We start from the raw sequence: 23,198 nt of genomic DNA on the forward strand, positions 1-23,198 counted from the left end.
CTCACGAAGATCATTGGAATAGGGTCGCGTCATGGATGCTGGCCTCCAATCCCAGCATCCATGATGAATCACATATCAACTGATTTGGGAATCCCGGTGCGATTCCGACAAGCAATGATCCGCTCTAGTGCGTAATTCGTATCTTTTGCGACCGCGTTGAGGGAAACATGGATCGTCGAAATCTGTTGGTACGTTCATTCGGTTTCCTGAGCTACGCAGCGATGACGAGTTCATCGATCGCTCAAAATGTTTCACCGAATTCGGTTGACGTAGCAACCTTTGCTGACAAAGTACGAGATCAGAATTGGCGCAACCAGATTTTTATAGACGTCGCTTTCGTCCATAGTTGGCGTAGCGTACTAGCGCCGAGAGGCTATGAAGACGAAAGCTGGGCACATCGGGCATCTGAAAACCGGAATGTGGTTTGGCAAGGTTTAGAGCAGAACGCCGCTGAGGTCATTTTCAAATCGAGTAACTTTATTCTAGAGTATGAGAAGGTCAGCTTTGAGGCCTATTTAAAGAACAAGGACGATTTTGGCAGTTTTCTTAATAGTTTAGGGATTTCCGGTGATGGAAGGCTGCAAACCGTATTGTTCAATCACTTCAGGAATACACACTTTTGAACGCAAGCATCCTTGGTAAGGACATAGAGGTCCCAGCAAAGGAATCCTTCTTCTGGCTGTTCTGTTAATTGAGAATTTGGGCTCACTACTTCCACTTCGAAAATATCGGCTAATCCGTTACGTTCCACCACCCCGTCTCACCATCTCTGCCATCGCGCGTGCTTCCGCCGTGTCCTGATCGGCTTCGAGACCGTCTGCAACGCCGGTGCGGTCGCTTTCCGGGCGGTTCTGGCTGACCTTCCACTTGCCTTCGATGGCGGCGATGTCGATCTCGATGCCGATAATGCCCTTGAGCTGGGCGTCGATGAAGGTCTGCGGGGCGTCGTCGACCGCCCAGGGTTCGGCGCGCGGTGCCTCATTGTGCCCGGTGAGCTGCGCGACGTGGTGTGCCAGCCAGTCGCGATCCTCGATGATCCTTGCCGTGCCGCGCGCCTGCACGATGGCATAGTTCCACGTGGGCACGACCTTGCCGGTCTCGCGCTTCGTCGCATACCAGGAGGGCGTCACATAGCTGTCGGCGCCCTGGAAGACGACAAGCGCCCGCCAGTCTACGGCTAGCGCACGCCATTGCGCGTTGGCGCGAGCGAGGTGGGCGCGCAGCGTGCCCTTGGGCGAGGCGCCGGCATCGAGCAGGAAGGGAATGGCATTGGCCATCGGGCCTTCGTCGCCGGTGGAGATCAAAAGACCGAGTGGATGCGCCTTGATGAGCGCGTGCTGGACTTCGAGCCTGTCCTCGCGGAAGTGCGGCGGCTGGTACATGAAAGTTACTCCTCGGCTTTGGCGGCGGGAGTTTGCCTGAGGGCCGGGATTTTCTCAAGGACGGGATTTCGATGGGCGAAGCGCGGGGATGCGCGCTTCGCTGGCGTTCAGGCGGCGGCCTGTCTGGCATAGGCGAGGATGAAGGCGATGAGCGCGGCGATATTGGCGAGCGTGCGTACATGGTTCCACGGCAGCCATTCGGCGAGATAACGGGTCCATAGGGCGGTGCCTTCCGGGCTTTCCGGAGTGACGGCGGCCAGCGCATCATTGAGCGGGACATTGAACACCATGGTGACAGCGATCGTCCCGGCGAGGTAGAGGAGGCTGGCCGCGAGGAGCCATGCGGATCCCGGTTCCGCCCAGCGCAGAGCACTAATGACACCAAGCGCGAGGCAGAGCACAGCCGTGCCGAAGAAGGCCAGTCCGAACGTGGCGTTGAGGATCGTAACATTGATCGAATTCATGGCGGAGATGCCCTGCTCGGGCGGCAGCTTCGCCAGCGCTGCCATGACGAAGCTGGAGAAGGCGAAGAACAGCCCGGCCATCAGGCCGCTGCCAAGCGCGGCGAGGAGAGTGAGGAGCGGGACGAGGGCAATCATTTCGCGCCCTCCCAGACGCCGGTTGCTGCAGTTTGGCGGGCGTAGTCGGCAAAATCGCGCGGGCTGCGGCCAAGTGCCTGCCGGACGCCGTCGGTGAGATATTCGTTGCGCCCATCCAGCACCACGGTGAAGAGCTCATTGACGAGCGCGGCGATATCGGCGGGTACCTGCTCCTGTTCGAGACCTTGCATGAACGCATCCGGGCTGATGGAGACGTAGCTGATGTCGCGCCCTGCGGCCTTGGCGATTTCGGCGGTGGCTTCGGCGAAAGTCAGCATGCGAGGGCCGGTAACCTCATAGAGTTGGCCGATATGGCGGCCGTCTGTGAGGGCAGCCGTAACGACATCAGCGATGTCGTCCACATTGATGAAGGGTTCGCGCACCCTATCGACCGGCAGCGCCATCTCGCCGGCGAGGATGGAACCAAGCAGCATGCTCTCGCTGAAATTCTGCATGAACCAGCTGGCGCGGACAATGGTCCAGTCGGCACCGGAGGCTTGTAGGGCCTGTTCGGCGCGCTGGGCCTCCGGTTCGCCGCGGCCCGACAGGAGCACGAGGCGCTTGACGCCCTTGGCAGTGGCGAGACGTGCAAGGTCGCCGACCGCATCGGCAGCGCCGGGCACGGCGAGATCGGGATAATAGGTGATGTAGGCGGCGGATACGCCTTCGAGCGCGGTCGCCCAGGTGGCGGGGTTTTCCCAATCGAAGGCAGGGCTGCCACTGCGCGAACCGATGCGGACGGGAACGCCCTGCGCGCTCAGGCGCTCGGCGACGCGGCGGCCGGTCTTGCCTGTGCCGCCGACGATCAGAACAGGGAATTTCGAAGCGTGAAAGGTGGTCATTTTCATCTCCCTTTAAACATGAGCAAATCTCATATTTGCAAATGTGATAAATCCTCATATTATGAGAGTCAAGCAAAATGTGAGGGATACTCATGAATCATGGTGCGACCATTGAAGGAGCGAGGCGCGAGCCGGCGCAGAAGCGCAGCCGCGAGCGGGTGGAGCGGATCCTTGCCTGCGCTTCAACCTTGATCGAGCAGGGTGGCAGCGATGCCATGCGCATGAGCGAGGTCGCGGAAATGGCCGGGATTTCGATCGGCTCGCTCTACCAGTACTTTCCCGATAAGGGCGCGATCATCCGCACGCTGGCGGAACGCTACAATATGGCGGGGCAGGTGTGTATCGCGGACGGTCTGCAGGATGTCCGGGACGCCCAGGGGCTGCGACGCGCCTTCGGCGAACTCATCGACACGTATTATGCGAGGTTCCTGGCCGAGCCGGTGATGCGCGATATCTGGTCGGGGACGCAAGCCGACAAGGCGCTGCGCAATATCGACCTTGCCGATAGCCGTATCAATGGCGCCGTGCTCGCGGCGGCGCGGGCGCGTGTCGATCCCGAGGCGGATCGGGCGGCGCTCGAGACCTCGAGTTTCCTGATCATGCAGCTCGGCGAGGCGACGATGCGTCTTGCAATATCGGTTGAGCGCCGCGAGGGCGACGCGCTGGTGGAGAATTACAAGCGCATTGTGCTGCGGGAGATGCTGGCACCCTAGTTAGGCCGGCGGCACTCCGGTTTTCACGATCTCACCGCCGAGCCGGATTGTTTCCCGGATTAGCAGGTCTAGGTCCTCGTGCCGGGTCCGGTGATTGTTGATCGCCACTCGCAGGCAATGCTGGCCATGCACGGTCGTATCCGATATCGCGGCGGTGCCTTCTTCCTGCAGCCTCAGCATGATTTCGGTGTTGAGCGCCTTCAGGCTGTCGCCATCGATCCCGTCGGGGCGATAACGATAGCAGACGATATTGATGTTCGTTGGCGCTACAAGCTCAAGCAGAGGTTCGGCTTCGACCAGGGCCGTCAGATAGTGGCCTTGCGCAATGTTCTGGTCGATCAGCCGTCCGAACTTCTCGACGCCGTGCTCCTTGAGCGCCATCCATATCTTCAGTGCCCGGAAACCGCGCGTCGTCTGCAGCCCGAAATCATGCAGCCAGTGGGCCGAGGCGAGGCCGCGCGGCGTCATCTCCAGATATTCCGGCGTGACCGCGAATGTGGCGCGATGCGCAGCGGCGTCGCGGATCAGTGCGCATCCGGCTTCGAACGGCGTGTGCAGCCATTTGTGCGGATCGAGAGCGACGGAGTCGGCGAGCTCGATACCGGCAACGCGATAACTGTTTTCGGGCGCGATCGTGATCAAGGCGCCGATGCAGCCATCGACATGGAACCAGAGATCCTCCTGCGCAGCCAATTCGGCCAGCGCCTGCAGGTCGTCGATTGCGCCGGTATTCACCGTCCCGGCGGTCCCGATTACGCAGGCGGGCCGGAACCCCGCCGCGCGATCCTCGGCGATCGCCGTGCGCAAGGCATCAAGGTCGATCCGCAACTCCTGGTCTGTTGGAATGCGTCGCAGGGCCAGGTTTCCCAGCCCGAGAGCCTCCACCGCCTTGCGATGACAACTGTGCAGTTGATCGGAGCCGTAGAAGCGCAAGGGTTTTACCATGGCCGCGACACCGAGTTCCCGTACGTCGATGCCGGCCTTCAGGTTCCGCGCAACGGCAAGACCAATGATGTTCGCCATTGAACCGCCGCTGACCAGTGTGCCACTTGCTGTTTCAGGAAAACCCAGCATTTCCTTGCACCAGTTGACCACCTGCTGGTCCATATAGGCCGCCGCATGATTGCCGCCACCAAGGTTCGATCCCTGGATGGCCGCCAGAAAATCCGCGAGCGCTCCAGTAAAATTGCTGGATCCCATGTACCAGGACCAGAACCGGGGATGGATGTTGCCCATAGGGTGCGACATCACATTCTCCGCAACGTCGCGATAGATGTCGGCCAGCGGCGCAGGCGCTTGCGGCAGGGGCGTTTCAAAGAATGCCTTCACGGTCTCTGGCATATCCTGCCAGACCGGCCGATCGCGTATGTCACGCAAATAACCGACAGCATCGTCGATAATCTGATGTGACAAATCCTGCACGCCGGTCCAGTCGTCCGGATCAAGCGTTTCCTCAGGGATTGCGCCGCCCGGCGCTTTTCGCAAGGTAGTCATCGAGCCCTCCCAAACCGCGCCCGATGGGAGCACAAACTGGTATCCCTCCGCTCCTTCAGGGGCAATCAGGTGCACTATGAACCGTCTGGGACGGGTTACAACGAAAATCCAGCCAGCAGTTATTAGCGCCAGACGGCAGATAGTTCCTCAACGCTGCATAGCATGGCATCGCCCATATATTTCATGCTGGCCATCGCGCGCTCGGCCGCCTCATTGTCACCGCCACCGCAAGCATCAGTGACGACGATCGGGATGAGGCCGAGATCGGCACCATGGCGGACGGTTGGCTCGATGCCGATCTCGGTCGCAATGCCGCAGATTACAAAGCTCTTCAGGCCGCAGTCGCGCATGGCGATCGCCAGTGGGGTGCCTTCAAAGGCTGAAAAGGTAATCTTGTCGAAGATGACCTCGTCGTCGCGGACCTCAAGTTCCGGGGCGAGGGCGAAGCCGGGGCTGTCGCGTAGAAACCACGGGTGGACGTCCTCCGCCAATGATTTGCGTTGCCAGGTCATCATTTGCCGGAACTGAAAGACGCCTGCCATCCGGGCGGGCAAAGACATATGCCGCATGAAGAAAACGCGGGTTCCGGCGGAACGAGCCAGTTCCAATGTACGCAGGACGCTCTCCAGGACAGCCGGACCATGGGGGAGCTGCCGCAATATTCCAATCTGCATGTCATAGACGACAAGTGCCGTTGTCTCTGGCGCGGCCGCCTCGGCAAGGGTCTCAGGAATGGCAAGACCGTGGATATTCTGCATGGTGTCCTCCGTAAATATGCATCGAGCAAATCAGTTCGACTCGCCGCTCCCGGGCTCACGTTATCATGGCAACACACGGAAACCACACCAAGGGTTATGCCGGGCCGATGGTGGATTGAACCATCCATCGCCAGCATTTCCTCAATCTTCGGGGCGCAGAGATGGAGAAACACTTGCCTCGCTAGGCGGATTGCACTAGCCAATGTAGAGAAATTTTTAGCCAGGAATGACAGGCCAGCATGACTCTCGTTGATACCCGTACGCCCGAACCCAAGCGTTTCATATCCGGTGCCACAGGCGACTGGGAGATCGTCGTCGGCATGGAAGTCCATGCCCAGGTCACCTCCAATTCGAAACTGTTTTCCGGTGCGTCGACAACTTTCGGCGCCGAGCCGAACGAAAATGTCTCGCTGGTCGATGCTGCCATGCCGGGCATGCTGCCGGTGATCAATGAATGGTGCGTGCGCCAGGCGATCCGCACCGGACTTGGCCTGAAGGCGCAGATCAACTTGAAGTCGGTATTCGACCGCAAGAACTATTTCTATCCGGATCTGCCGCAGGGCTACCAGATTTCGCAGTTCAAGCAGCCGATCGTCGGCGAAGGCAAGATGATCATTTCGGTGGGCCCCGACAAAAAGGGCGAGTTCGAGGACATCGAAATCGGCATCGAGCGTTTGCATCTCGAGCAGGACGCCGGCAAGTCGCTGCATGATCAGAACCCGACCATGTCCTATGTCGATTTGAACCGGTCCGGCGTGGCGCTGATGGAGATCGTTTCCAAGCCGGACATGCGCTCCTCCGACGAGGCAAAGGCTTACCTGACCAAACTGCGCACCATCGTGCGCTATCTCGGAACCTGCGACGGCAATATGGACGAGGGCTCGATGCGCGCTGACGTCAACGTTTCTGTGCGCAAGCCCGGCGGCGAATTTGGCACGCGCTGCGAGATCAAGAATGTCAACTCGATCCGCTTTGTCGGACAGTCCATCGAATATGAAGCCAGACGCCAGATCGCCATCCTCGAAGATGGCGGTTCGATCGACCAGGAAACACGGTTGTTCGACCCGGTAAAGGGTGAGACGCGTTCCATGCGTTCCAAGGAGGAGGCGCATGACTATCGCTATTTCCCCGATCCTGATTTGCTTCCGCTCGAATTCGAACAGTCCTATGTCGACGAGCTGAAGGCCGACCTGCCGGAACTGCCGGATGACAAGAAGACCCGCCTCGTCTCGGAGCAGGGGTTGTCAGTCTATGATGCCTCGATCCTGGTGACCGAAAAGGCTATCGCTGATTATTACGAGGCCGTGGCCAAGGGACGTGACGGTAAGCTGTCCGCCAATTGGGTGATCAATGATTTGCTCGGCGCCTTGAACAGGGCCGGCAAGGGCATCGAGGAATCTCCAGTGTCGCCGGCGCAGCTAGGCGCAGTGATCGACCTGATCAAGGAAGGTACGATTTCAGGCAAGATCGCCAAGGATCTTTTCGAAATCGTCTGGAACGAGGGCGGAGATCCGCGCGAGCTGGTGGAAAGCCGCGGGATGAAGCAGGTTACCGATACAGGAGCTATCGAAAAAGCCGTCGACGATGTCATCGCGGCCAACCCGGACAAGGTTGAACAGGCGAAGGCGAAACCGAGCCTTGCCGGCTGGTTCGTCGGGCAGGTGATGAAATCAACGGGCGGCAAAGCCAACCCGCAGGCGGTCAGTGATCTCGTGAAAGCCAAGTTGGGGATTACCGAGTAAAATGTGGGTTCGCAGCGCAACGAAAGAAGATCTGGACGCTGTGCGGGACATGCTCGCCCTTACCTGGCATGCGACCTATGACGACATTTATGGCGTTGAGAAGGTCAACGCTATTACCAATCGCTACCACTCGCTCGACGCGTTGAAAAAGCAGCTGGCCAAGCCTTACTCCGAATTCATCATCGCCGACGACGGTGCAGATATAATGGGCATGGCCTATGCGTCACAGAAAGACCATAAGCTTTCCATCCTTAACCAGCTCTACGTTCACCCTGAACATCAGAAACAGGGCGTTGGCTCGCTTTTGCTTGCGGAAGTAGAGAGTGCCTTTCCTGGCGTGTTTGCGTTACAGCTCGAAGTTATCGAGCAGAATCAAAATGCTATACGCTTTTATGAAAGCAGGGGGTTCGAACGCACCAATGGCCGAACCGACAATTGGGGCGAGCCAAATTCCGGCATATCTGTTGTCGTGCTGGAGAAATCGCTGACCGGATACGAGCTGGCACCGTGAGCCTTGAAGCCGATCTGACCTTCCGGCGGGCCACGCGCGATGACCTGCCGCCGCTGATCAAACTGTTTGCCGATGATTCGATCGGCGGGCACGGCGATACGACCGATCCAACGGCACTGCCGCAGTACGAAAGTGCCTTTGCGGCGATTGAGGCGAGCCCGAACGACCTGCTTTTCGTTGGCGTCCTTCATGGTGAGGTAGTCGCAACCGCGCAGGTGACCTTCATTACCTCGCTGACTGGACGCGGTACGAGGCGAATGGCGATCGAAGCCGTGCAGACCCGCGCCGACATGCGCGGCAAAGGCATCGGCGCACGATTGATCAATCATTGCCTCGATGTGGCACGGGAGCGAAACATAGCGCTCGTGCAGTTGACCTCCAATGCCAAACGCCCGGACGCTCACCGTTTTTACGAGCGGCTCGGTTTCGAGAAGAGTCATGCCGGTTTCAAAATGCGTCTACGACCTAGTCACGCGGCAACTTGACCCTTGCTATCGGGCAATGATACGGCCATAACCCGGTGAGTTGCCATAGCGCTATGGACAAAGCAGGACAGCCATGAAGACTTTCATTATCCAGTTTTTCACTTGGTGGAACGGACAGACCCTCGGTACCCGCTTCTTTACATGGCGCAAGGGTACGAAGGTAGGCGAAGACCAGTTCGGGAATGTCTACTACGAAGGCACGTTTGATTCCGAAGGGCGCAAGCGCCGTTGGGTCATTTACAATGGCTATGCCGAAGCTTCGGCGATTCCTGCCGGTTGGCACGGTTGGATACACCACCGAGTTGCCACGCCGCCCTCCGCTGAAAACTACCAGCCGCATTCGTGGGAATTGAACCATCAGCCAAACCTGACGGGTTCCCCCGCTGCCTATCGCCCGAAAGGCTCCATCGCTCATGGCGACAATCGTCCGACCGTGACTGGCGACTACGACGCCTGGACGCCTGGTTCCTGAGCCGATCTTCTTCTGCCACAATTGGTCATTATCGACGGATTGGAATCGCAATCTCCTTGGCAACCGCTAAAACCGGAAGTGAAATGATCCGTTCGACCCTGTCCTTTCCCTTCCGTGTGAATTCGCGCCTTATAGCTACCGGTCTGATCGCTCTGAGCACGGTCACGGGGGCAGTGAGTGCGCGCGCACTTGCCGACGAAAAGATCACCAACCCGATTGCTGTCTTTTCCGGCCTCGACAAGATCACCGGACGCATCACCACGTTCGACGTTTACATCGACGAGACGGTGCAATTCGGTGCGCTGCAGCTCACGCCGCGCGCCTGCTACACGCGTCCGGACACGGAGGCGCCGAAGACGGACACATTCGTCGAAGTCGACGAAATCACGCTTGATCGCAAAATTCGCAGGATTTTCTCCGGTTGGATGTTCGCTGACAGCCCCGGCCTCAACGCTGTAGAGCATCCTGTCTATGACGTGTGGCTGAAGAGCTGCAAGCAGAAGTCGGACGTGCCCGCCCCCGACAAAGGGTGAGGCGGCCGATACAACCGGCCGCGACGACTGCGTTCAGAAGTTACATCGGCCTGGAACAGTTGATCATCCACGGAGTGCCGAACCGATCAACAAACATTCCGAACCGTTGCGCCCAGGACGTTTCGCCAATCGGCATTATGACCGTTGTCGCGTCCTTTGAAAGCGCCGCAAATAAGCTCTCGGCTTCGGCTGGCGTATCCGTGTGAAGGGCAACGCTCATGCCCTGTGCCTTCTGAAAAGCGGGAGAAGGATCGTCCGATCCCATCAGAACATTGTCGCCGAACCTCAATGACACATGCATGATTTTCTTTGCGGATTCGGGCGGATAGTCACCACTCTCCTGCATTTCGTCAAACCGGATCATGGCCTCGATCTTGCCACCGAGCACGTCTTCGTAAAACTTGAACGCTTGTTCGCATTGACCATCAAAAAGCAGGTATGGGTTGATTTTCACGGCAGGTCTCCTTTTGTCCTTGGGGTCTTCCCGCATCTAAGACGAACGGGAGAAAGACAGTCCGACATCCTTTGCAAAAATTTATTGCGCTGAACATCAGCGGTGATGCTGCAGGCTAACACGACAATGTGGTGGTTATGTTGCGCTAGAATTCCGCCGGCTGGGCCAGGGCATTTTCCAGCATCTTCTGATACTGGCGGCGCGGGATTTCAACGGCACCAAATGATTCCAGATGGTTGGTGGTGAATTGCGTATCGAGCAAGGTGAAGCCTTTCTCAATCAGATGGCCCACCAGATGGACGAGGCAGACCTTCGATGCGTCCCGTTGGCGAGAAAACATGCTTTCGCCGAAAAAGGCAGAGCCCAACGCGATGCCGTAAAGGCCGCCAACCAGTTCACCGTCACGCCAGGCTTCGACCGTGTGGCAATAGTCAAGCTCGAACAATTTGCTATAGGCTTCCCGAATGGGAGCGTTGATCCAGGTGCGAGCCCTTTCCCCGCTGCCACTGGCGCAGCCATCTATGACGCCGGCAAAGTCGGTGTCATAGCGGATGTCGAAGCGACCCTGCCGGACAACCTTGCGCAGGCTGCGTGAGACATGAAAATTCTCGAAGGGAATGACGCCGCGCTTTTCCGGACGAACCCAGAAAATCTCCGGGTTATCGGCTTCTTCGGCCATGGGAAAGACCCCGGTTGCATAGGCGCGCAACAGCAACGCGGGGTCAATTCTGAAGATCTCTTCCGGGTCTCTACCCGACATGCCTATTCTTCTGCAGTGTCTGCTGTGTCGCCAGCCAGATATTTTTCCAGCCAATGAATATCATAATCGCCATTGGCAATGTCAGGATTGTTTATGAGATCCTGGAAAAGCGGCAACGTGGTTTTGATGCCGTCGACGACGAACTCATCCAGCGCCCGACGCAGACGCATCATGCATTCCACCCGGTTGCGGCCATGAACGATGAGCTTGCCGATGAGGCTGTCATAATATGGCGGGATCTTGTAACCGGTATAGACGCCGGAATCGACGCGAATACCAAGGCCACCGGGCGTATGGTAATGGGTGATCTTGCCCGGCGAGGGTGTGAACGTGCGCGGATCCTCGGCGTTGATGCGGCATTCGATGGCATGCCCGGAAAAGCGGATGTCGTCCTGGGTCACGGACAGACCACCACCCGAAGCAACGCGGATCTGTTCGTGCACGAGATCGATGCCGGTGATCGCCTCGGTCACAGGATGCTCAACCTGGAGGCGGGTGTTCATCTCGATGAAGTAGAATTCACCGTTTTCATAGAGGAACTCGATTGTGCCGGCGCCGCGATAACCCATATCCGCCATGGCATTGGCGCAGATCATTCCGATGCGCTCGCGTGCATCGGAATTGAGGGCAGGTGAGTTGGCCTCTTCCCAGACCTTCTGGTGGCGGCGCTGCAGCGAACAATCGCGTTCGCCCAGATGCACAGCCTTGCCATTTCCGTCGCCCATGATCTGGACTTCGATATGGCGGGGTTTTTGCAGGTATTTTTCGATGTAGACGGCATCGTCACCGAAAGCGGCGCCAGCTTCCGTGCGCGCGGTCGACAGCGCAACAGAAAGCTCCTCCTCATTCATCGCAACCTTCATGCCGCGGCCGCCGCCGCCAGCAGAGGCCTTGATAATGACCGGATAGCCAATCTCGGCACAGATCCGGGCGGCTTCCCTGTCATCCGTCACACCGCCGTCAGAACCTGGAACGACCGGGATGCCGAGCCGCTTTGCAGTACGCTTGGCTTCGATCTTGTCGCCCATGACGCGGATATGAGCGGCAGTGGGGCCGATGAAGGTAATGTTGTGCGCTTCGAGGATCTCGGCGAACTTGGCGTTTTCCGAAAGGAAGCCGTATCCCGGGTGGATTGCGTCGGCGCCCGTGATTTCGCAGGCAGCGACGATCTGGTGGATATTCAGATAGCTCTCGCGCGAAGGAGGCGGTCCAATGCAGACGCTTTCGTCGGCAAGCCGCACATGCATGGCATCAGCGTCGGCAGTCGAGTGTACGGCGACAGTCTGTATGCCGAGCTCCTTGCAAGCACGCAGGACGCGCAGTGCAATTTCGCCGCGGTTGGCTATGAGAATTTTCTGAAACATCACGCTCTCGATCTGCTCAAGCTTCCGGGACCTTACTCAATCACAACCAGCAATTCGCCGTACTCGACAGGCTGGCTGTCGCTGACGAGAATTGCGGTCACTGTACCGGCGCGCGGCGAGGGGATCTGATTCATGGTTTTCATGGCTTCGATGATGAGGAGCGTCTGGCCTTCCTTGACCTGTGTCCCGACCTCGATGAAGTCGCGTGCGCCCGGCGCGGGCGCCATGTACACCGTTCCGACCATCGGCGATGGGATGGCATTCTTCGAAGGATCACCGGCGGGTGCGGCAACAGGAGCAGCGGCTGTCGTGGCAGCTACCGGTGCGGCGGCTGGAGCTTGCGCATAGATCGGCTGAGGAGCTGCCGCCTGGACCGTTACCTGCCGCGATACGCGAATGCGAAGGTCGCCCTGTTCGATCTCGATGTCAGTGAGGTCCGTCTCGTTCAGGATTTCCGCGAGGTCGCGGATCATGACCTTGTCGATCCCGGTGTTTCTGCTAGCCATGCTTTTTCAAGCCCCTTATCTCTGTTCGGCAGTGTCCGCTAATGCGACGCCGCCAGCTTGATGAGTGCGCGCAGGCCCATCACGTAGCCATCGACTCCGAAGCCACATATCACCCCTTTGGCCAAAGAGGAAACGTAGGAGTGATGGCGGAATGACTCGCGCGCGTGAATGTTGGAAAGATGAACTTCCACCAGCGTGACGGAGGCCGCGCGGATGGCGTCATGCAATGCGATGGATGTATGCGTGTAGGCGGCGGGATTGATCAATACCAATGCCTTCTGCTCACCTGCCTCCTGAATCCAGCTGACCAGATCACCCTCATGATTGGACTGGCGAAAAACGATTTCGACACCGAGATTCTCACCTTCCGCGCGGCACAAGGCCTCGATATCGCCCAATGTCGCAGCGCCATAGATCCCAGGCTCACGCTTTCCCAGCATGTTGAGGTTCGGGCCGTTGAGGATAAAGATCTGCTGCTTCATGATTTACCGGACGCTCTCGCAAATTGTGGTCCCATATAGACGGCTTATCGGCAAGCGAAAAGCCTGCAAAGCTACGTTATTGCTTGTCCAATGGGTTTTCGCAGGCAGAAGTAAAGATTTATCTCTATTTGTTGCGAATTTGGCTGATCCGTTCGGCCAGTGCATCGGCGCCGAGCGCACCTGGCACGACTTCGTTGCCCACGACATAGGAGGGAGTGCCAGTGATGCTCAAACTGTTTGCAAGGTCGTAATTGTCGCGAAAAGCCGCAGCAACCTCAGGCGATTTCATTTTCTCGCGGATTTGCGTTTCGTTGGCACCGAGTTTAACCGCGATTGCCATGGCCGATTCCTCTGTTGCACGGCCTTCGCCGCCCAGCAGATCACGGTGGAATTCAAGATATTTCTCCGGCATGACGGCCTTGAAAGCCTTCGCCACCATGTGCGCACGGGTTGAATCCGCTCCGAGGATCGGAAATTCCTTCATTACAAAGCGCAGGTTCGGATCGCTCTGCAGCAATGCATCCATGTCCGGAAGCGCCTTTTTGCAATAACCGCAATTGTAGTCGAAGAATTCAACGATCGTCACATCGCCATTGGGGTTCCCGAAGACGGCGTCCATCGATGACAGGAATATCCTATCCTTGTTTTCACTGATTACCTGCGTCGATGCTTCTTTCTGAGCGGCTTCCTGCTTGGCGTTGAGCGCGGTCTGAACCTCGATCATCACCTCGGGATTGTTGATCAGATAGTTTCGGACAATGCCTTCGATTTCGGCGCGGTCTGTCGTCGCAGCCGTGATCGTTGACATATCGGGCGCCGCACCTGCCATGTCGGTCCGACCGGCCTGATAGCCGAGAGCGAGAGCCGCCAGGCCAACGAGACCCGCGGCTGCACCAATCAGAGCGACTTTTGTCATAGTGAACTGTCCTTTTTAAAATTCTGTTCTGCAACGGATGCAGACTACGGCTTATTTGCTGTTGCGTTTGGTACTGATGATATCCTGGGCCTGTATCCACTCTGGCGTACCGCTTTTCAAGCCGCGTTGTGCTCTGGTCGCAAAGATTTGAGCCTCCTGGATCTTGCCGGAGTAATATTTTTCCTCTGCACTGGCGAGGTCGGAACGTGGCATGTCGCCCAACTGGCCGTAGGCTTGCGCCAGGTAGGCATAACCGGACGGAGACTCGCGGTCACGGCCGATACTGGCCTTGATGATGTCAATGGATTCCTTGAGATTGGCTGGCGTGCCCGTCAGCATCAGAGCCCGGCCGTAACTCATGCGGATGAGACCGGATTTGCGCGGGTCAAGCGCGCTGGCCGTCTGAAATGCCTTTGCAGCTTCTCCAGCCTTATTCTGCTTCAGCAGGATCTCACCCTTGATCTCCTGGAAATACGGATTCTTCGGCTGCTCTTTGATCAAGGCGTCCAGCTTCGACATGGCTGACTGTGAAGACCCGTTAAGATAGGTGGCGATGGCGTCGCCGTAGCGTGCACCGATATTCTGCGGATCCTTGCGGAAGGTTTGCTGAACGCTTGCGCCGCCGCCCGTGTACGCCGCGATCTTGCCACGCATCAGGTCGTGGCGCTGCTGCAGGGCGGGGCTGTCCTTCTTGTCGAAATAGGGGCTCGCATGCGCCAATGTTTCCAGGTTCGCTATGCGCTCCCGCGGCAGGGGGTGGCTGATGCGGTAGGGATCGGCCCGCGCGCCGGTCAATGACAACGCATTGGAGAAACGCTCGAATGTCGTCAGCATGCCCTTGGCGGACTGGCCCGTGCTTGCGAGATAAGTGACGGCGGAACGATCTGCCGCCATTTCTTCGGTGCGCTGGTAACTGAGAAGGCTGCGCATGGCGACCTCGTTGCCGCCCATGGCAACACCTGCTCCGGCCTGCGCGAGCCCACCCTGGCGGCTTGCCGCGCCGGCAACCATTGCGCCCATGCCAAGCAAGCCGGCAACTACAGCCATCGTCTTGGCATTGGCAAGCTGTTCGCGGAGCTTGAACTGGTGGCCCCCAGCGAGGTGGCCGGTTTCATGGGCGAGCACGCCGATGATTTCATTTGGCGTTTCGGCCTGGAGCAGGGCGCCGGTGTTGATGAATATACGCCGACCATCCACAAACGCGTTGAAGCTGCGATTGTTGACCAGGACGATGCTGATGGCGCGTTTGGAAAGGCCCGCAGTTTTGATGATAGGGGTGGCATAGTCGGTGACGAGAGCTTCGATTTCCGCATCGCGGACAATCGGTACAGACGTGGACTGAGCTCTGCTAGACGCCGTTTGGGAGACGCAAAAGGCGCCTGCGATAAGCGTTATGAGCGCGCTGCGCGCCATGGCAATGATCGAGTGACGTGAACTGATCTTTTGAAATGCAATCATGTCTTATTCGTACCCAAATCGATCTTTGAAAGAAAGAGATGCCTCTGCTGCTCCCCACTTTGTGAAGCCTCCTTTTCGGCAAATCTGCGGCGCCAAGAAGCATAACCAGAGTCTCACTAAAGAAAAACCGGCGATGGCGCCGGTTTTTCAAGTCATTTGTCAGCTTCCCAAGGGATCAAAAGAAGCCCTTCTTTTGCCACCAGCCACGCTTTGGAGCGGGTTCACCTTCCGTTTTCTTTTCCTTGGGGCTGGAAGAGGTAACGACAGGCTTGCTCTCGTCGGCCTTCTTGGGCTCAGGCGCTGCCACTGGTTCAAGCGCGGGCTCCGGTGCCACTTCCACCGGTGCAGCCGGTACTTCGGCGACGGGCGCTGCTTCGGAAGTCACCTCGACTGCCTCGGTCTTTTTCGCCGATTTGCGCGCGGCGCGTTTCGGCTTGACCGGCGCTTCTGCGACTGCAACATCAGTCGGTTCTGCTGCTGCTTTGGCGCGAGACTTGCGCTTTGCGGGCTTCTTTGCAGGTGCTTCCTCGGCCACGGGAGCGGTTTCCGCAGCAGGCACCTCGATCACATCGAATGTGGATGCGGCTTCAGCTGCATCCGCGATGGTCTCGATGGTCTTCGGCTTGGCGAAATCCGGCAACGGGATCGAGACAAACACCGGCTCTGCATCCGGTACCGTTTTTGCGGTTACCCGATGGCCAGCATCGTCCCCATCTTCGGGGCGCTTGTTCTTGCGTCCGCCACGACGACCCCGGCGGCGCTTTTTGCGACGCTCGTTTTCTTCCTCGCGTGCCTTGGTAGCGGCGGCATCTTCACCTTCAACGGGCGGCTGATCGACATCATCCGCATCGTCGTCACTGCGAATAGGCTGGCTTTGCTCTGCACCGGCAACGTCCTGGCGATCACGACCGCCACGGCGACGGCGCTTCCGCCGGCGCTTGCGCGATGCATCGTCATTGTCGGCAGTTCTGGCACCTTCAGCAGAATTGCTCTCGGCAGTTTCCTCATCCGTCTCGTCGAAGACCGGATCGGCCTCATCAAAATCGTCAGCAATTCCGAGCGCCGGCGTTTCCGTCAAAGGCACGATTGGCCCAAGAGCGATGGAGCCCTTGTCAATCGCAAAGTGCTGCGCACCCACGCTATCGTCAGCTTCGATGCTGATCGTCAGGCCGAAGCGCGCTTCGAGGTCCGCAAGGTTCTGTCGCTTGTGATTGAGCACATACAGCGCCGTCGCGACAGTCGTACGAACAATGATGTTGTTCTGCGAGTGACGCAGCAAGTATTCCTCGATCGACCGCATGACATGCAGGGCGATGGAAGAGGCGGAGCGCACGTGGCCGGTACCGCCACACATGGCGCAGACCTGGGTCGTTGATTCGAGGACGCTGGCGCGGATGCGCTGGCGCGACATTTCAAGGAGTCCGAAGTGCGAGATGCGGCCAACCTGAATGCGGGCGCGATCATCTTTCAGACAATCCTTCATCCGCTTTTCGACCGCGCGGTTGTTGCGATTTTCTTCCATGTCGATGAAGTCGATCACAATCAGACCGGCAAGATCGCGCAGGCGAAGCTGGCGAGCAACTTCGTCGGCGGCCTCAAGATTTGTCTGTAGCGCCGTGTCCTCGATCGAATGTTCGCGTGTCGAGCGACCGGAGTTGACGTCGATCGCAACCAGCGCTTCCGTCTGGTTGATGATGATGTAGCCGCCGGACTTCAATGTAACCTGCGGCTGCAGCATGCGGTCGAGCTGTGCCTCGATGCCATTACGCGCAAAGATCGGAGTGAGTTCCCGATAGGGCTGCACGACCTTGGCATGGCTCGGCATGAGCATGCGCATGAAATCCTTGGCTTCGCGGTAACCGTTTTCGCCGGCAACGAGGATTTCCGTGATGTCCTTGTTGTAAAGGTCACGAATGGACCGCTTGATCAGGCTGCCCTCTTCATAGACCAGAGTGGGCGCAGTCGAAGCGAGGGTGAGGCTGCGGACATTTTCCCACAGACGCATCAGATATTCGTAGTCCCGCTTGACTTCCGGCTTGGTGCGATTGGCCCCTGCGGTACGCAGGATCACCCCCATACCTTTGGGTACTTCCAGGTCCTTGACGATATCCTTGAGACGCTTGCGGTCCTGGACGCTGGTGATCTTGCGCGAAATGCCGCCGCCGCGCGCAGTGTTCGGCATCAGGACGGAGTAACGGCCGGCAAGCGAAAGATAGGTGGTAAGGGCCGCACCCTTGTTGCCACGTTCTTCCTTTACAACCTGCACCAGCAGGATCTGGCGGCGCTTGATGACGTCCTGGATGTTGTACTGGCGGCGCTGGAAACGTTGATGCGTCGGAACTTCCTCCATTGCATCCTCGGCTCCGACGGATTCGACCTCATCCAGCTCGTCATGGCCATCGTCCTTGTCTTCGTGCGACCGCTTGGACTTGCGGGAGCGGCTTTCAGTGACTTCAGACACGGTCCTGTCCGAAGAATCGTCTTCGGACACTTCATCTTCGCTAACAGTAACGGCTTCCGAGATCACATCCGCATCGATCGAAGCGGCGAGCGTCTGACCACTGCTTTCCTCGTTCGATCCTTCATCGGTCGACTCGCTTGCTGCAGTCTGCTCCGTTGCCTCGTGATCGTCGCTCGTTTCCTCGGCGGACTCGTCAGTGTTTGCATTTTCATCTTCCGAAGCGTCGAGCTTTACGGAATCATCACCGTGACGCGGGCCACGGCGACCGCGGCGGCGATTGCGCGAGCCGCGATCATTGCGGTCGCGGCTGCGTTGTTCGCTCGCGTTTTCCTCATGATCCTCGTCTTGGCTTGCAGCTTCAGCTTCGGCCTCGATCAGCGCCTGCCGATCGGCAACCGGGATCTGATAATAATCGGGATGAATTTCGCTGAATGCGAGAAAGCCGTGGCGATTGCCACCGTACTCTACGAATGCAGCTTGAAGGGACGGTTCGACACGCGTCACGCGTGCTAGATAAATATTGCCCTTGATCTGTTTCTTGTGTTCCGATTCAAAGTCAAATTCTTCAATTCGATTGCCGCGAACCACGACAACCCGTGTTTCCTCCTGGTGGGAGGCGTCGATTAGCATTTTGTCCGACATTATAATTCTTCTCCCCGGCTGAAACGCTTTCAACGCGGGGCAGCCAGGAAACCCTTAAGGTCCTGGGAGCCGCATCTTCACATTTGCCGGATTTATTTAAGTTCGCAGAAACAGACAGACACGGCATCGCGCGGAGCTGCCCTCGGGCAGCCGCGGCTTGCAAGCCGGTAATAGTCACGTCTGTACCAAACATCTCTGTTCCTGACGAAACGACCTCACGAATGGCACGCTTTGCTGCAGTGCCGACACTGTTAGCACCCTCGAAAGGGCTGGCTTGATGCGCCTTGTCTGCGCGATCTGCCGTTCACAAAAGCGCTGCCGACAATCCCTGTCTGCTCGCGCCAAATTCTTTATCGGTTACCGCAGCGAAGCTTCGCCATTGCAACTCCGTATTTCCGTCTCTTCGTCAGCCGGTCATTTGCCGTGACATCAAAGAGCCTGATTCCGGAGGGCAGGAAGTAACCCACCTTTGCTTTTAAGAGGTGTGTCGCCTTATGACAAGGGCTTCTTCATAATCCTGTCATTGACATATCGGTGACATGGGGTGCCATAAGATATTATTAACCATGGTTCTTTACCTGTTAGCCACAGATAGTGTGCCCGGGGCAGGGTGCCAAGCTATGCCGCATCTGATACACGTTGTGCTAGCGGGACCTGCCTACACGCGTGGCACCGGTTGGCAAGAGAGATGAGTGTGATCTGTCGAATATTCATGGCGGCTGCCGTCAGCTTTCTTATTTTTGTGCAGGCAGGCAAGCCTGCGCTTGCGGCAGACGATCTGGCAGCGCTGACCTATCAGGCGGCCGGTGATGAGCTGCGTACGCGCGTCGTCATCAATTTCGACCAAGAGCCTGACGTATCGACAATGCTGCTCGACCAGCCGCACAGGCTGGCCATAGATATGCCGAAAGCAGTCTTTGCCTTTGACAAGAAATCGATCGAGCCGCGTGGCCTGATAACGGATGTACGCTATGGTCTGATTGACGACTCGCGCTCACGGCTCATTTTTACCATCAAGGGTCCCTTTGCCGTTGAGCAGCTCAACGTCATCAAAAATGAAAACAGCCCCGGGTACCGACTCGTTGCGGATTTCGTAGCATCATCCGACCGGAAGTTCGCCGAGGCTCTGACGACGCAGAATGCCATAACCGCGTCAACCGAAGCCGCACCAAAAGGCGATCGGATCGCAACCGCAGCACCCAACGAAGTGAGCAAGGCTCCGAAGCCATTTACAGTGGTGATCGATCCAGGTCATGGCGGCATCGACAGCGGCGCCGAAAGCGCCAGCGGCATCCTGGAAAAGAATGTGACGCTCATGTTTGCCCAGCAGTTGCGCGAACAACTCGGCAAGGTGCCTGGCCTGCGGGTGGAAATGACCCGGAACGGCGATGAGTTTCTGCGCCTTACCGAACGGGTAAGGGTCGCCCGCCAGTATGAGGCCGATCTCTTTATTTCCCTCCATGCCGATACGATCAACAGCGGCAACATCCGCGGCGCGACAGTCTATACGGTCTCGGACAAGGCTTCCGACGCGGAGTCGCGGGCGATGGCCGATCGCGAAAACCGTTCGGATGCAGTGGCCGGCATAACATTTGACAATGAGACGCCGGAAATTGCCGACATTCTCATGGACCTGACACGCCGGGAAACACACACGTTTTCTTTGAGCTTTGCCAAGACAGTGGTGAAGTCGCTCAAGAAAGACGTCAACATGATCAACAACCCGCATCGTTTTGCCGGGTTCCAGGTACTGCGCGCGCCGGATGTTCCCTCGGTTCTCGTTGAGATCGGCTATCTTTCCAACGAGGAAGATGAGAAATTGATGCTCGATCCGGTATGGCGCGGTCATGTCGCCGAGAGGCTTGCCGCGGCCGTCGGCGAATTTGCCGGCAAGAAGACCGCAGGCGCGCTAAACTAGAGCGTTAACGATCTTTGCGTTGCCGAAACTCCACAATTGGTATTTAAATTGTGAACAGGAACGGGTTCTCCTTGCCTTTGTCACATTTGTCGCTCAATTGCGTCGACGAGCTACCGGCCGTGCTTTGGACGATTGCCGGATCAGGAACACCTCCCGCCGGTGTTTTCAAGACGCACTCTGCATGGATCGGATCATGCATTGATAGTATACATGCCAACAAGTGAAATGGGTTCCGGGTACAGATGATACGCTTGATCGGATATTTTTTCGGGATCGGCACGGTCATGGCGCTTCTGGCGGCGGGCGCTGTTGCGCTCTATGTCGTCAACATGTCGAAGGACTTGCCGGACTACGAAGTTCTGGCGAAGTACGAGCCGCCGGTCATGACGCGTGTCCATTCGTCGGACGGTTCACTGATGGCGGAATTTGCACGCCAGCGCCGCCTTTATTTGCCGATCCAGGCAGTTCCCGATCGCGTCAAGGCTGCCTTCATCTCGGCTGAAGACAAGAACTTCTACCAGCATCCAGGCGTGGACATTGGCGGTCTCACCAGAGCCGTTATCACCAATATCCAGAATTGGGGTTCGCGCCGCCCGGTCGGCGCGTCGACCATCACACAGCAGGTGGCAAAGAACTTCCTGCTGAGCAATGACCAGACCATCGGACGCAAGGTCAAGGAAGCAATTCTGTCCTTCCGTATCGAGCAGGCCTATTCCAAGGATCGCATTCTCGAACTCTATCTCAATGAAATTTTCTTCGGCCTGAACTCCTACGGGATCGCCGGCGCCGCCCTGACCTATTTCAACAAATCGGTCAATGAGCTGACGGTGGCCGAGGCCGCCTATCTCGCAGCGCTTCCCAAAGGGCCGTCCAACTATCATCCATTCCGTCAGCCGGAACGCGCGGTCGAGCGGCGCAACTGGGTGATCGATCGTATGGCCGAAAACGGCTATGTGACGATGGAGGAGGCAAAAGAGGCCAAGGCAGAGCCTCTCGGTGTTACGCCGCGCAGAACCGGCAACTATCTCTTCGCGTCCGAATATTTCGCCGAAGAAGTGCGTCGCCAGATCATCGCCCGCTACGGCGAAAACGCACTTTACGAAGGCGGCCTGTCCGTTCGCACGACGCTTGATCCGAAACTGCAGGTGATGGCACGCGCCGCGCTACAGCATGGTCTGTTCAAATATGACCATGCGCGTGGCTATCGCGGTGCCTGGAAGACAATTTCAACCAATGGAGACTGGGGCATTCCGCTTTCCGAGATCAAGGCGTTTTCCGATGTTCCGGACTGGCAGCTTGCCGTCGTTCTCGAGGTAACGCCGGAGCAGGCAATTATCGGTCTGCAGCCGGAGCGCGACGCCTCTGACAAGCTCGCCAGCGAGCGCAAGAAGGGCACCATTGATGCGGCAGACATCAAGTGGGCCTTCCGCCTGCTCAACGGTGACAAGCGCACGACCGCCAAGAGCCTGGAGAATATCTTCAACGTGGGCGATGTGGTTTTCGTCCAGAAGAAGGAAGGCAGCGAGACGGCCTTTGACCTTCAACAGGTTCCGAAGATCGAGGGCGGCGCGGTAGCAATGGATCCGCATACGGGCCGCGTTCTGGCTATGGTGGGTGGTTTCTCCTTCGCCGAGTCCGAGTTCAACCGCGCCACGCAGGCAATGCGCCAGCCGGGTTCGTCCTTCAAGCCCTTTGTCTATTCGGCAGCGCTCGATAACGGCTATACGCCCGCGTCGGTCGTGCTCGATGGTCCGATTTCGGTCGATCAGGGCGGCAGCCTTGGTATCTGGGCTCCGAAAAACTATGGCGGCAAGTTTGCCGGCCCATCGACCTTGCGCTACGGCATCGAGCAGTCACGCAATCTCATGACGGTACGGCTCGCCCAGGACATGGGCATGAAGCTGGTCGCGGAATATGCCGAGCGCTTTGGCATCTATGACAAGATGTTGCCGGTGCTCGCGATGGCACTGGGATCGGGCGAGACGACCGTTTTGCGCATGGTCACGGGCTACTCGATCATAGCCAATGGCGGGCGCAAGATAACGCCGTCGATGATTGACCGTATTCAGGATCGCTATGGCAAGACCGTATTCAAGCATGACGAACGCAAGTGCGAAAACTGCTCGGCGGCAGAATGGAAGGGGCAGGCCGAACCGGAACTGATCGATGATCGTGATCAGGTGCTTGACCCGATGACCGCCTACCAGATCACCTCGATGATGGAAGGCGTCGTCCAGCGCGGTACTGCAACGATCCTGAAGAGCCTCAATCGTCCGATTGCCGGTAAGACCGGAACCACCAACGACGAAAAAGACGCCTGGTTCATCGGCTTCACGCCGGATCTCGTGTTCGGCCTCTATCTTGGGTATGACACGCCAGTTCCGATGGGCAAGGGCTTCACCGGTAGCGGTCTTGCCGCGCCAGTATTCAAGGACTTCGCCGAAGCCGCCCTCCAGGGTCAGCGGTCCGTTGATTTCCGTGTACCCGAGGGCATGACCGTTCTGCCCATTGATCGCAAGACCGGCATGCAGGCCGCCGAGGGCGGCGCGAACGTGATCATGGAAGCATTCAAACCGGGCACGGGCCCGGCTGGCAGTTACTCCGTCATTGGTGCTGACACGTTCTCTGAGGGCTCGCCTGTTACCGTGCAGTCTCCCAATGTCAATCGCGCCATACAGGGTGGCGGCGGCGGCCTTTTCTGACCGC

Annotated in this window: 22 protein-coding genes; 9 read left to right on the plus strand and 13 right to left on the minus strand. The window is 57.9% G+C overall.

Translation table 11 applies throughout. The annotated features are described in order from the left end of the window. Nucleotides 1-167: 167 nt before the first annotated feature. Nucleotides 168-623 (plus strand): hypothetical protein, encoded by a 456-nt coding sequence (locus CU102_RS25220; protein ID WP_106713824.1) that lies wholly within the window; start codon nucleotides 168-170, stop codon nucleotides 621-623. A gap of 117 nt (nucleotides 624-740) precedes the next feature. Here CU102_RS25220 and CU102_RS25225 read toward each other — a convergent pair whose 3' ends face one another. The 3 genes from CU102_RS25225 to CU102_RS25235 all read right to left on the minus strand — a co-directional run bounded on the left by CU102_RS25225 (nucleotide 741) and on the right by CU102_RS25235 (nucleotide 2,823). After that, nucleotides 741-1,382: an FMN-binding negative transcriptional regulator gene (locus CU102_RS25225; protein WP_106713825.1), complete on the minus strand. Its 642-nt coding sequence runs from the start codon at nucleotides 1,380-1,382 to the stop codon at nucleotides 741-743. Between the two features lie 107 nt (nucleotides 1,383-1,489). Further along, entirely contained in the window at nucleotides 1,490-1,981 is a 492-nt protein-coding gene (locus CU102_RS25230; RefSeq protein WP_106713826.1) for an anthrone oxygenase family protein, read from the minus strand. Further along, nucleotides 1,978-2,823, minus strand: a complete 846-nt coding sequence (locus CU102_RS25235; RefSeq protein WP_106713871.1) for an NAD(P)H-binding protein — start codon at nucleotides 2,821-2,823, stop codon at nucleotides 1,978-1,980. The genes CU102_RS25230 and CU102_RS25235 overlap by 4 nt, the downstream gene beginning before the upstream one ends. Nucleotides 2,824-2,915: 92 nt before the next feature. On the opposite strand from CU102_RS25235, the gene CU102_RS25240 reads away from it, so the two are divergent. Then, nucleotides 2,916-3,536, plus strand: a complete 621-nt coding sequence (locus tag CU102_RS25240; RefSeq protein WP_106713827.1) for a TetR/AcrR family transcriptional regulator — start codon at nucleotides 2,916-2,918, stop codon at nucleotides 3,534-3,536. Here the strand turns inward: CU102_RS25240 and CU102_RS25245 are convergent, their stop codons facing one another. Then, on the minus strand, nucleotides 3,537-5,030 hold the full coding sequence (locus CU102_RS25245) for a pyridoxal phosphate-dependent decarboxylase family protein (RefSeq protein WP_106713828.1): 1,494 nt from the start codon (nucleotides 5,028-5,030) through the stop codon (nucleotides 3,537-3,539). It abuts the gene before it with no gap. A 122-nt stretch (nucleotides 5,031-5,152) separates the two neighbouring features. Then, nucleotides 5,153-5,788 carry a cysteine hydrolase family protein gene (locus tag CU102_RS25250; RefSeq protein WP_245425543.1) on the minus strand — a complete coding sequence of 212 codons (636 nt, stop codon included), beginning with the start codon at nucleotides 5,786-5,788 and terminating at the stop codon, nucleotides 5,153-5,155. Nucleotides 5,789-6,027: 239 nt separating this feature from the next. Between CU102_RS25250 and gatB the strand changes: the two genes are divergently transcribed. The 5 genes from gatB (at nucleotide 6,028) to CU102_RS25275 (ending at nucleotide 9,531) form a co-directional block, all read left to right on the plus strand. After that, entirely contained in the window at nucleotides 6,028-7,530 is a 1,503-nt protein-coding gene (gene gatB, locus CU102_RS25255; RefSeq protein ID WP_106713829.1) for an Asp-tRNA(Asn)/Glu-tRNA(Gln) amidotransferase subunit GatB, read from the plus strand. A 1-nt stretch (nucleotide 7,531) separates the two neighbouring features. After that, the gene (locus CU102_RS25260; RefSeq protein WP_106713830.1) at nucleotides 7,532-8,041 is read left to right on the plus strand and encodes a GNAT family N-acetyltransferase; all 510 of its coding nucleotides are present in this window, start codon (nucleotides 7,532-7,534) and stop codon (nucleotides 8,039-8,041) included. After that, nucleotides 8,038-8,526: a GNAT family N-acetyltransferase gene (locus CU102_RS25265; RefSeq protein WP_106713831.1), complete on the plus strand. Its 489-nt coding sequence runs from the start codon at nucleotides 8,038-8,040 to the stop codon at nucleotides 8,524-8,526. Before CU102_RS25260 ends, CU102_RS25265 begins: the two co-directional genes overlap by 4 nt. A gap of 73 nt (nucleotides 8,527-8,599) precedes the next feature. After that, complete coding sequence (locus CU102_RS25270) at nucleotides 8,600-8,998, plus strand: NADH:ubiquinone oxidoreductase subunit NDUFA12 (protein ID WP_106713832.1); 399 nt, start codon at nucleotides 8,600-8,602, stop codon at nucleotides 8,996-8,998. Nucleotides 8,999-9,081: 83 nt separating this feature from the next. Continuing rightward, entirely contained in the window at nucleotides 9,082-9,531 is a 450-nt protein-coding gene (locus CU102_RS25275; RefSeq protein WP_106713833.1) for a DUF2155 domain-containing protein, read from the plus strand. Between the two features lie 40 nt (nucleotides 9,532-9,571). Here CU102_RS25275 and CU102_RS25280 read toward each other — a convergent pair whose 3' ends face one another. From CU102_RS25280 to CU102_RS25315, 8 genes are all read right to left on the minus strand, one after another. Then, complete coding sequence (locus CU102_RS25280) at nucleotides 9,572-9,985, minus strand: VOC family protein (protein WP_106713873.1); 414 nt, start codon at nucleotides 9,983-9,985, stop codon at nucleotides 9,572-9,574. 145 nt (nucleotides 9,986-10,130) lie between these two features. Beyond that, a complete protein-coding gene (aat, locus tag CU102_RS25285; RefSeq protein WP_245425550.1) occupies nucleotides 10,131-10,664 on the minus strand; it encodes a leucyl/phenylalanyl-tRNA--protein transferase in 534 nt (177 codons plus the stop codon). Between the two features lie 83 nt (nucleotides 10,665-10,747). Further along, nucleotides 10,748-12,109 carry an acetyl-CoA carboxylase biotin carboxylase subunit gene (gene accC, locus CU102_RS25290; RefSeq protein ID WP_106713835.1) on the minus strand — a complete coding sequence of 454 codons (1,362 nt, stop codon included), beginning with the start codon at nucleotides 12,107-12,109 and terminating at the stop codon, nucleotides 10,748-10,750. A gap of 32 nt (nucleotides 12,110-12,141) precedes the next feature. Further along, a complete protein-coding gene (gene accB / locus CU102_RS25295) occupies nucleotides 12,142-12,615 on the minus strand; it encodes an acetyl-CoA carboxylase biotin carboxyl carrier protein (RefSeq protein WP_106713836.1) in 474 nt (157 codons plus the stop codon). 38 nt (nucleotides 12,616-12,653) lie between these two features. Then, entirely contained in the window at nucleotides 12,654-13,097 is a 444-nt protein-coding gene (aroQ, locus tag CU102_RS25300; RefSeq protein WP_106713837.1) for a type II 3-dehydroquinate dehydratase, read from the minus strand. A gap of 124 nt (nucleotides 13,098-13,221) precedes the next feature. Further along, a complete protein-coding gene (locus CU102_RS25305) occupies nucleotides 13,222-14,013 on the minus strand; it encodes a DsbA family protein (protein WP_106713838.1) in 792 nt (263 codons plus the stop codon). 51 nt (nucleotides 14,014-14,064) lie between these two features. Further along, a complete protein-coding gene (locus CU102_RS25310; protein ID WP_106713839.1) occupies nucleotides 14,065-15,471 on the minus strand; it encodes a M48 family metalloprotease in 1,407 nt (468 codons plus the stop codon). A gap of 175 nt (nucleotides 15,472-15,646) precedes the next feature. After that, nucleotides 15,647-18,574: an Rne/Rng family ribonuclease gene (locus CU102_RS25315; protein WP_106713840.1), complete on the minus strand. Its 2,928-nt coding sequence runs from the start codon at nucleotides 18,572-18,574 to the stop codon at nucleotides 15,647-15,649. Nucleotides 18,575-19,286: 712 nt separating this feature from the next. Here CU102_RS25315 and CU102_RS25320 point away from each other — a divergent pair. Together CU102_RS25320 and CU102_RS25325 are read left to right on the plus strand one after the other, a co-directional pair. Then, a complete protein-coding gene (locus CU102_RS25320) occupies nucleotides 19,287-20,492 on the plus strand; it encodes an N-acetylmuramoyl-L-alanine amidase (RefSeq protein WP_425351602.1) in 1,206 nt (401 codons plus the stop codon). A 242-nt stretch (nucleotides 20,493-20,734) separates the two neighbouring features. Beyond that, nucleotides 20,735-23,194: a penicillin-binding protein 1A gene (locus CU102_RS25325; RefSeq protein ID WP_106713842.1), complete on the plus strand. Its 2,460-nt coding sequence runs from the start codon at nucleotides 20,735-20,737 to the stop codon at nucleotides 23,192-23,194. Nucleotides 23,195-23,198 lie beyond the last annotated feature (4 nt).

This window comes from Phyllobacterium brassicacearum (genome assembly GCF_003010955.1).
In the GTDB taxonomy this organism is placed as follows: Bacteria; Pseudomonadota; Alphaproteobacteria; order Rhizobiales; family Rhizobiaceae; genus Phyllobacterium; species Phyllobacterium brassicacearum.